Source organism: Candidatus Erwinia dacicola, from assembly GCF_001756855.1.
GTDB lineage: Bacteria > Pseudomonadota > Gammaproteobacteria > Enterobacterales > Enterobacteriaceae > Erwinia > Erwinia dacicola.
The window spans coordinates 1-8,411 of sequence record NZ_MAYS01000291.1 but is presented as its reverse complement, the minus strand read 5'-3'; the positions used below and the strand labels follow the sequence as shown (position 1 = coordinate 8,411).

The 8,411-nt window shown below is 53.3% G+C and carries 9 protein-coding genes; all 9 read right to left on the bottom strand.

Annotated features, from left to right (window positions below; genetic code table 11):
* On the bottom strand, positions 1–316 hold a 316-nt coding region (locus BBW68_RS08620), incomplete at its 3' end, for a transposase (RefSeq protein WP_186821255.1).
* 101 nt (positions 317–417) lie between these two features.
* On the bottom strand, positions 418–1,896 hold the full coding sequence (agp, locus tag BBW68_RS08615) for a bifunctional glucose-1-phosphatase/inositol phosphatase (protein WP_070134982.1): 1,479 nt from the start codon (positions 1,894–1,896) through the stop codon (positions 418–420).
* 303 nt (positions 1,897–2,199) lie between these two features.
* Positions 2,200–2,706: a fimbrial protein gene (locus BBW68_RS08610; RefSeq protein WP_070134980.1), complete on the bottom strand. Its 507-nt coding sequence runs from the start codon at positions 2,704–2,706 to the stop codon at positions 2,200–2,202.
* A complete protein-coding gene (locus tag BBW68_RS16405) occupies positions 2,703–2,915 on the bottom strand; it encodes a helix-turn-helix transcriptional regulator (protein WP_083264853.1) in 213 nt (70 codons plus the stop codon). Before BBW68_RS16405 ends, BBW68_RS08610 begins: the two co-directional genes overlap by 4 nt.
* Entirely contained in the window at positions 2,872–3,303 is a 432-nt protein-coding gene (locus BBW68_RS18365) for a hypothetical protein (protein WP_070134978.1), read from the bottom strand. Before BBW68_RS18365 ends, BBW68_RS16405 begins: the two co-directional genes overlap by 44 nt.
* Before the next feature lie 20 nt (positions 3,304–3,323).
* Complete coding sequence (locus BBW68_RS08600; RefSeq protein ID WP_070134976.1) at positions 3,324–4,253, bottom strand: fimbrial protein; 930 nt, start codon at positions 4,251–4,253, stop codon at positions 3,324–3,326.
* Positions 4,250–4,999, bottom strand: coding sequence for a fimbria/pilus periplasmic chaperone (locus BBW68_RS08595; RefSeq protein WP_070134974.1), 750 nt, complete (start codon positions 4,997–4,999; stop codon positions 4,250–4,252). Before BBW68_RS08595 ends, BBW68_RS08600 begins: the two co-directional genes overlap by 4 nt.
* Positions 5,000–7,528 (bottom strand): outer membrane usher protein, encoded by a 2,529-nt coding sequence (locus BBW68_RS08590; protein ID WP_083264852.1) that lies wholly within the window; start codon positions 7,526–7,528, stop codon positions 5,000–5,002.
* 93 nt (positions 7,529–7,621) lie between these two features.
* Positions 7,622–8,149 carry a fimbrial protein gene (locus BBW68_RS08585; protein ID WP_070134972.1) on the bottom strand — a complete coding sequence of 176 codons (528 nt, stop codon included), beginning with the start codon at positions 8,147–8,149 and terminating at the stop codon, positions 7,622–7,624.
* Between the last annotated feature and the right edge of the window lie 262 nt (positions 8,150–8,411).

Below are 8,411 nucleotides of genomic sequence, written 5' to 3'. Positions count from 1 at the left end.
ACGCTTCCTGGATTACCGCGTTCAGTGCTTTCTCCGACAGCCTGCGGGCCTCAAGGAAGGACGGGAAGTACGAGCCTTCACGCAGCTTCGGTATACGCAGGTCCAGGGTACCGAGGCGGGTGTGGTACTGACGGTCACGGTAGCCGTTACGGTAGGTCTCCCGCTCGTCACTGCGCTCATGAGGCTCTGCGTTGATGCGCTGAGTGACATCGGCCTCCATGATGCGGTTGAGCATAAATTCGGTGAGTTCACGCAGAAAGTCCTCACCGCCGAGTTGCATCAGGGTGTTGCTGAATGTCATGCTGTTGTCGGCCATCGGTTGACTCCTTCTGAGATAATTATCTGATTAACCATTACCTTACCGGATAAGCCGATGGCTCTCACCATCCTGCCAAATTTACACCACGTCCTAAGACTCTACCGTTTAGCATCCGCTGCACCAGCAGCGGCCTTCTCTTTCACGGCTTTTTCCGCATCGGCTTTGTCTGCTGCCGCTTTTTCAGCTGACGCTTTCTCCTGCGCGGCTTTATCCGCTGCCGCTTTGTCGGCTAGGGTTTTGTTTACTACCACTTTCTCGTCGGCCGGTTTGGCATCGGCTGCAGGCGTGGCCGGAGCGGGAGCTGGGGTGGCAACCTGCAGCGGCGTGCCCTGCAGTGCCGTGTTCAGCACCTCGGTAAACTTATCCCACGAGCAGAAGCCGTTGGCATCGGTCTGGCAACCGGCCATCCGGAGCGTGACGCGCTTCGGTGGATTGTCCAGCGACAGCGGCTCTGCATCACGCAGCTGGCCGGATGTCTGATAAATGTACTCCACTTTGATCAGCTCCTTGTCGTTTTTCTTGTCGTGCCAGCGCTGGAACTGCACCATGCCACCGATTGGCGTCTGCTCATTCTGGCCCGGCAGGTCATACGGTTTGAAATCCAGTGCGGTCAGCAGTGAAGCGATGTTGGAGTCATGCCCCACCATCAGCGTCACTTTAGGGGCGATGGCTTTAGCTTTATCCGGGTCGACCAGCATGCTGAGAATGTAATCCACCAGCGGAGCGGCGACTTCTTGCGCGACGACCGGGGAGGTAAACAGCGCATCCTGATAGCCATTTTTAATTGAGGCAAGCTCCTGCCACTGCTCAGGAGTTTTGATCTGCCCCCAGGCTACCTGCTCCATTGGGAAACCTTCGTAATACTGCAGAGTGAAGGCATCCACCAGCGAGTTACCCACCTTCAGCGGGCCGGTAACATTCGGCTCTTTGCCATTATCGGCGCTGAACTGGTTCTGATTGGTGCTGGAAAGGTCGCACTGCTTCTTACCGTTACAAGCCGGGGAGTTTTTGTAATCGATGATTTTTTCTAGGCGCAGGAAGGCAGGCTTCAGGGCCAGCTTTTCGCTTTCGGCATTGATTGCCGCCAGCGCCTGCTTATTGAACTCTTCACTGTCGTTGGTGATCACTGGATTAAATACCGGATCCATGCTGCCCATCTCATCCTGATGTGAGACCGGAATATCACAGCCGGGGAAAGCGCCAGTAATAAAGAACTGCGCGGTGGCAACGGTGCGCTGCAAGCTGTTGGCATAGGCGTAAATGTAGTCAGACGATGGGCATTCGCCCTCTTTTACCAGCCCCTGCTGCGCCAGCCATTCGCGGGTATAACGCCCCATGTAAACTTCGAGCACCCCACCTTTGGTGGTCAGCTGACCGCTCGGAACTTCCCATTTCGGCCAGGCTTTTTTAGTGGCCTGCGCCAGCACGCTGCCGTTATCTGCCAGCGGGGCGCGCAGGTTATGGCGGCTCATCATCAGCACCTGTTCCAGCTGATAATCGCCGTCGGCAGGCCAGGCTGAAGCACCAGAGAGTGCGGAGCAAACCACTAACGCACAGAGACTGAACTTGTTGATCATCTATTTATTCCATTGTTTCAAAGGGTTAAATTACAAACCAACAAAAACATGCAGCGCAGAAAGAAGAGCAGCGCGCTGGACTGACTCACCACCACTGCTCTCAAGATAAGACCAGAGACTGGGTTTAGTCATTGATATTGAGAATATAGCAGACTCTGACCTCGGCGGTTTAGTGGCTTCAGGGAGATTGAAAAGAAACAGGACGTTTTTAGGAATGCTCTAATCATCACCTCGCAAGAAAATAGCAGGATGTCGAGCAAAACAGAAGACGTTAAGCACGGTGATAAGCGCTTTTATTCTGGTTTAGTTGTACTCAATCAGGAATAACATCTGGGCCTGAAAAGCCCCCGTATCGATTGTGGGCGCGCGCCCTTTCACCGCCGCAAAAAAAACCAGCTTATTGTCGCCATCGTTAATGCGCTGCCAAGCCACCGGCTGGTTGTTTAATACAGATTGCCCATTACAGTCGCGCAGGATCAGCCCGACCGATTCGTTGCCGCCGCCGACCGCAAACAGGCCGTCTGAATAGACGGTACCCTGAAAAGTGACGCGTACCTGATTTTTAAGCACGCTGGAACAGCGTTGCAAATTAAGCGCGAACTCCTCGGATTGAGATTCGCGCCCGTTACGCAACTCGGCGCTGCTTAGCTGGCCGAAGTCCACTTCTAGGCTGGCCGACTCCGGTGAAAGCGAACAGGGCGCATCGATCACCACCCCACGCATATTGATTTTGCCGTAGCCGTTATCGGCGACGGCTGCGCCTGTCGCGGCTAGCAGCATGGCATACAGCCACTGTCTGTATCGGATCATGCGTTCCCTCCCGATAGCGATGAATAAAGTAACCAGTGATACAGATCCAGATTCTTCTGCATCCCCAGCTTGTGCATTACTGAACGTTTATAGGTGCTGACCGTTTTCGGACGCAGCGCCATACAGCTGGCAATCTGGTGCGGTGTCGCATTGACGCGCAGCAGTTCAATCAGCGTTTTTCCCCGCGCCGTCAGCTTTGTTCGCTGCACGCACCGGGTCGATCAGGATAATCAGCCGCGGATCCGGCGGTAAAATGCGCAAAAACAGTGCTGCCAGCTGATCTTCTGACTGGCGGCGATGAAGGTACCACTGCGCTGAAGAGTGCAGCGAGTGCGGCAACCTATGCCAGCGCTGACCGGGCGTATTGCTAATCATCATCAGCTGACCTTCCGGCGGCAGGCAGATAGCATCATGCTGTGCTGCACAGAGCGAAACCGCGTCGCGCCCGGAGATCAGCAGGTCAATCTTGCCCTGAAGCTTTATACTGTGCCGGACCACCGTGTAAGGCAGCTTGTTCTGCAGCACTTTCACCACGCCATCGAGGGAAAAGCGGTCACTGTCCAGCATCATGACGTTGATATAGGCGCTGTGAATCATGCTGTCCCTCGTTGCTTCCCTTATAAAAGGCTCATCACCAGTACCGCGCTAGCGGTAAAGGGCCCTGTCGCCACCTGAGCATTGCCTGATCTGACTAGGGAAAAGGTAAAATCGTCACTGCCGATACCGTTAACAATGCGACTCCGGATGCTGTCAAAAGGCTTTATCAGCTTGTCATCGTGGTAGAGCTCCACCGCTAGGTCGGGATTAGTGGTTTTAATCGCCTGCGCGGAGAAGCTGCTGACCTCCGCCGACAGTGTCAGCTTGACCGCCCAGTCGTTAGTATCTTTACACTGATAGGGAATATTCACCTGCTGCCTGAACGGACTCAGGCTGCCGCTTTGCGTCAGCTGGTTACTGACGATAAAGCCAAAATCGATATTAATATCCTGACTGTTGTTAATCTCGCAGGTACCAGAGGTGTAATGGGCATCGTTGGCGGCAAGGATGCGCCAGTTGGCGGTAAACACCCCGCCCGCAGGCGCACTCCATTTGTACATCTGCATACTGGCCACCAACGTCCCAGCCTTGATAAACACTCCGCGCCCCGGGCTGTTCATTAACTGGTAAAAGGCTTTTACCTGAAGATCGTGCCAGTTGCCGTCTCTCAGCTTGAATACGGTAATCGCTGAGTTGATCGGGTTAAGATAGCGCTCACCGTTGACCTCCAGCCCGCTGCTAAATGACTCATCCAGCGAAGTTTGATAAGTCTCTGAATTCAGAAGCATATAATCGACATAGGTTTTGGGCATAGTATTGCGGCAGGTGAAAGTATCCGAGAGATCAAATACCACCACATCACCAATGATAATTTCCGGTGACAGATTAACGGTGACGTCAATATTGCGCTGCCCCACCGCATCAAACGGTTTGCCGTCGCGCTTGTCGATACACTCAAATGCCAGCGCATACAGCGGCAGCCCCAGCACCAGAATCAGTGCCCACCTCATGATTTAGCCACCGCCTGGCAGCTTCCTGCCTGGCAACGGAAGTGCAGCGCAACGCGTCCGCCGAAATCATTTACGTACTGCAATACCGGATTATCGCCCAGCGCGGCGGCGCTGCCGCCCAGCATCGCATTCTGCTGCGGGCGAACCATCAGCGGCGCGAAGCCGCGCACCGACTCTTCCCCTTCGCGACGGCTTGTTCCAACGAAGGTGATGTAGTAACCGGTCGGGTTTTCAATACGGTAATCATCGCCAACGCGCGTCAGTCTGACCTGCAGCTGTACCGGATTGGCATAAGCACCTGGCGACAGTTGCAGCGATGCTGGGCGGTAAAATAGCTTTATTTTTGTTTGCAGCGCCACCTGTAGGGTATTAGGTTTGTCAGCACGCGGCGGAATTTCTCGCAGATTAAAATAAAACAGCGTCTCTTTATTCTGCGCCAATAAATTCGCACCGGGCAAAGACTGAATTTTCACCTGACTTTTTTCGCCCGGCTCAATACGCTGAACCGGTGGCAGGATGGTTAAAAGCGTGGTTATTTTCTCCCCATGCTCGTTTTCCAGCCACCCCTGTGCCAAATAGGGCAAACGCCGACTCTCGTTGGTAATTGTCAGACTCACCGAAGGGTTTTCCGCATCCATAATAATGCGGGTACGATCCAGTGCGATGGCCCCCCATGAGAAAGAAGAGATAAACAGAGTGGTGACCACAATGGCTTTTAGCACAGCCGGCTTGATTAATAATTTCATTTACTGTTCCTTTATTTTTGCAGCCTGCAAAAGTTCGGTATGTTTAGGAGCGGCTTTGATGCAGGGCAGCAGCAGGTTAGCCAGCAAAGCTGCATCCAGCTTCGGTAGCGTGCACTGACTTTTTCCATCCCAGTGCACCGACATCTGCTGCCCGGATTGCAGGCCGCTGAGATATACGCTGCCGCCATCCGCTACCAGACCCACTTCCTGCTGGCGTGCGTTAAATACCTGCGCGCCAAAAGGGGGGACACTCCCATCGGCTAGGCGGATAACCGCCATGGCCTTCTGCCCTGCCAGCACGGAAAAGTGCCGGTAGCCGATAGCCCCCTCGGTCAGAGTTACCCGCACCATTGAGGAGGTGACTTCGGCATTTTCAGGTAAGCGGTTAATATCAATCCCTACCTGGTTGCGGTAATAGCTGCTGACATCGGAAATAACCATTTTGCCAAAGCGATTACTGCGGGACGTGCCTAAGGTTGATTTTACCGGAATATCCGCCACGCCGTCGGTATCGAGTAATAAGCGCGTGCCGCTAGGACTATTCTGGCGATGCAGCGCCATACCCTCAGTTGTGGCACTCATGCCTCCTTTCAACGTGGCGCCAAACGCCTGATAATTTCCCGGCTGAATATTGGCGCTGGCGGTCATCTGCCCTGCATTACCTTCATGTATGTAATATCCCGTCATCGCCGTTCTGTTATTACTGCTGCCCGCACTCAGGCTATAGCTATCGCTATTATTCAGACGCTGATAATAATTTACCTGCTGAGTGTTGTTATCACGCTCGGTGGAACCGCTATAACTGATCGTTTCATTATCACCAAAGGGTACCGAGAGCGATAAATAGAGCCCTTTGTCACTGTTCTGATTATCCCGGTTGCGCCAAGCGGAAAGTGACAGGCTGAGATTGCGCCATTCCATCAGATCAAAATAGCGTGACATAGCCAAGCTAAAATGTTCCGTATCGGGCTTGTCCCACCAAGTTTGCCGGTTGTAGCTCAGCTGCACGTTGGCAGCCAGCGGGCGAATATCCTGAGCCAGCGTCATCACGTACATTTCGCGGCTATTGCTGCTGCGATCCTGCTGGGATTGCGCATCAAGGAACTCGTCCATGGTCATAAACTGGCTTTCAGAGAAGCGATAACCGGCAAAAGTCACCTGGCTGCCGTAATCATCAAAACGCTTTGAGTAGCTAAGCCGGTATGAGTTATCCGCGCGGGAATCCCCTGCCGACAGATGTGCCATTGAGTGCGTGACATCAAACGACATCGCGCCAAATGCCAGCAGATTGCGGCCAATCCCGCTGGCCAGCGCCTGATATTTATCACTGACAATCGCCCCGCCGTACAGCGACCAGCCGTTGTTTACTCCCCAGGAAAATTCGGCACTGGCAAATTCCAGTCTGTTTGCCGCATACTGCCAGTTAGCCGGGCGGCCCAGCGCCATCCTATAACGCACCTGGCCGGGGCGCGTCAGGTACGGCACCGTCGCGCTATTTAGCTTGAAGGTCTGTACCGTACCGTCTTCCTCCTCCACCCGCACATCCAGTTCGCCGATGACCGAATCATCAATGTCCCGAATGCGGAACGGCCCGGCAGCGACGTGCGACTGATAGAGCACACGGCCCTGATGCATCACCACGACTCGGGCATTGGTGCGGGCCACGCCGGTCACTTCCGGTGCGTAGCCGCGCAGGTTCGGGGGCAGCATATTGCTGTCCGTCACCATGCTGGCACCGGCAAAGCGAAAGCTGTCAAAAATATCTGAGACCAGATAATCCTCGCCCAGCGTCAGTTTGGTCCCCAGCTGCGGCAGCGCGCGGTAGGCGTAATAGCGCGTCCAGTCGAAGCTGCTGCGCGTTTCACCGCGCAGGCTGTCGCGCCGCCCCTGCCAGTCAGCACGTAGGCGCCAGGGGCCGGCATTTGCGCCCGCTACACCGGATCCGCTCAGGCTGCGCTGGTCGCCGGAGTGGGCGTTAAAGCGCGCCTGGGTATTGAAGTTATAGTCAAACAGCAGCCCGGGAATGCCGTTATCCCAGCGCGATGGCGGATCCCAGTTGGCGGACTGATATTGCAAAAATGGCTGCGGTATATTAATCGACAGCGTCGAGTTAGACAGCTCGCCGCGCACCTGCGTTCCTGCTAGGATGCTCGTTTCCAGACATTCGCCGCCGTGCCACCATTTAAGGGCATCTGTCGCCGCCGATTTCAGACCCAGTTCAGCCACCAGCTGCGACGTCAGGCAGGGAAAGCTCTCGTCGGGGTGCTTTTTTGGGGTGTAAAAATTAACCTCGCGGTCGCCCAGTTCGTCACCGTTCAGCCGGACATTGAGGGTATAGCGGCCAAGCATAATATAGCCTTTGCGCGCAAAATTAGTGACGTCAATATTTTTGCGATCGTCGACGTCTAAAAGATCGGTATTAAACTGAATATCTTTAGCATGAACCCTATCCAAAATTGAAATTAGCACCAGAAAAATGGAAATAACCAGGATTGCTGGCGATTTGATTGTAAAGGTTACTTTTTCCATGATTCCACAAATCGTCACTGGTTGATGCTTAACGGGCGATAAATAGCGCCTGCTTTTGCAGGCGCTATTTATCCGGTATCCGGCGGAGATAAATTACTGATAGGCCAGCGTAAAGTTGGTTACTGCTGTAAACACACCGGTACCAATCTCAACTGGCACATTTTTGGTGCCATCACCCTTCAAGGCGGCAGTAAACTGCAGCGTGTTCGCGTTGCCGTTTAAAGTCTGCACGGTGGTTGGCGTGCCCAGCTCGATTTTCTTACCGATGCCGTCACGCAGTAAAATACTGGCACCTTGCGCTTCCCCGGTGATACCCAGACGGCCATCAACGCCCACCATACCGGTGAAGGTCGCGGTTACCGTGTGCTTGGTTGCATCGTCACAGTTTTGCAGATCGATAGTGAAGCCTACGGCTTTCTGTTCGCCACCGTTCGCTAGGTCCGAATTAGAGACCTGACCCAATGGAATTTTTTGATCGTCCACACCGGGTGCGATTGAGCATGGTGCATTGACGATTGAACCATAAAAGGTGACTTTACCGTTGCCCTGATCGGCAGCTTGAGCTACGCCAGTAGTGGCAAAAGCAAGCAGTGCAACTGCGGTAATTTTTTTGATTTCCATTTAAATGTCCTTGACTGATATTTAACAGGAAGAATGAGCCTCGTCATTAAAGTGCTGTCGGTTATTTAATTACAATAATCGACCATCTCATCCTCGGTATTCCTTTGAAAAGCCAAGCAATACTAATCAATCTACCACTCAAGTCACTGTCCATTTTTGTTGTTAATTTAAATCAGTTCAATAACAATATGTCACAACCATCGGGGAAAGAGAAAACCACAATAACCCATAACAGGAAAGATTTTAATGAAACTAAAAACAA

What these genes read in the sequence shown, in the direction of transcription:
- agp (WP_070134982.1), bottom strand. Translation starts at nt 1,896, where the DNA reads ATGATCAACAAGTTCAGTCTCTGTGCGTTAGTGGTTTGCTCCGCACTC.
- BBW68_RS08610 (WP_070134980.1), bottom strand. Translation starts at nt 2,706, where the DNA reads ATGATCCGATACAGACAGTGGCTGTATGCCATGCTGCTAGCCGCGACA.
- BBW68_RS18365 (WP_070134978.1), bottom strand. Translation starts at nt 3,303, where the DNA reads ATGATTCACAGCGCCTATATCAACGTCATGATGCTGGACAGTGACCGC.
- BBW68_RS08600 (WP_070134976.1), bottom strand. Translation starts at nt 4,253, where the DNA reads ATGAGGTGGGCACTGATTCTGGTGCTGGGGCTGCCGCTGTATGCGCTG.
- BBW68_RS08595 (WP_070134974.1), bottom strand. Translation starts at nt 4,999, where the DNA reads ATGAAATTATTAATCAAGCCGGCTGTGCTAAAAGCCATTGTGGTCACC.
- BBW68_RS08590 (WP_083264852.1), bottom strand. Translation starts at nt 7,528, where the DNA reads ATGGAAAAAGTAACCTTTACAATCAAATCGCCAGCAATCCTGGTTATT.
- BBW68_RS08585 (WP_070134972.1), bottom strand. Translation starts at nt 8,149, where the DNA reads ATGGAAATCAAAAAAATTACCGCAGTTGCACTGCTTGCTTTTGCCACT.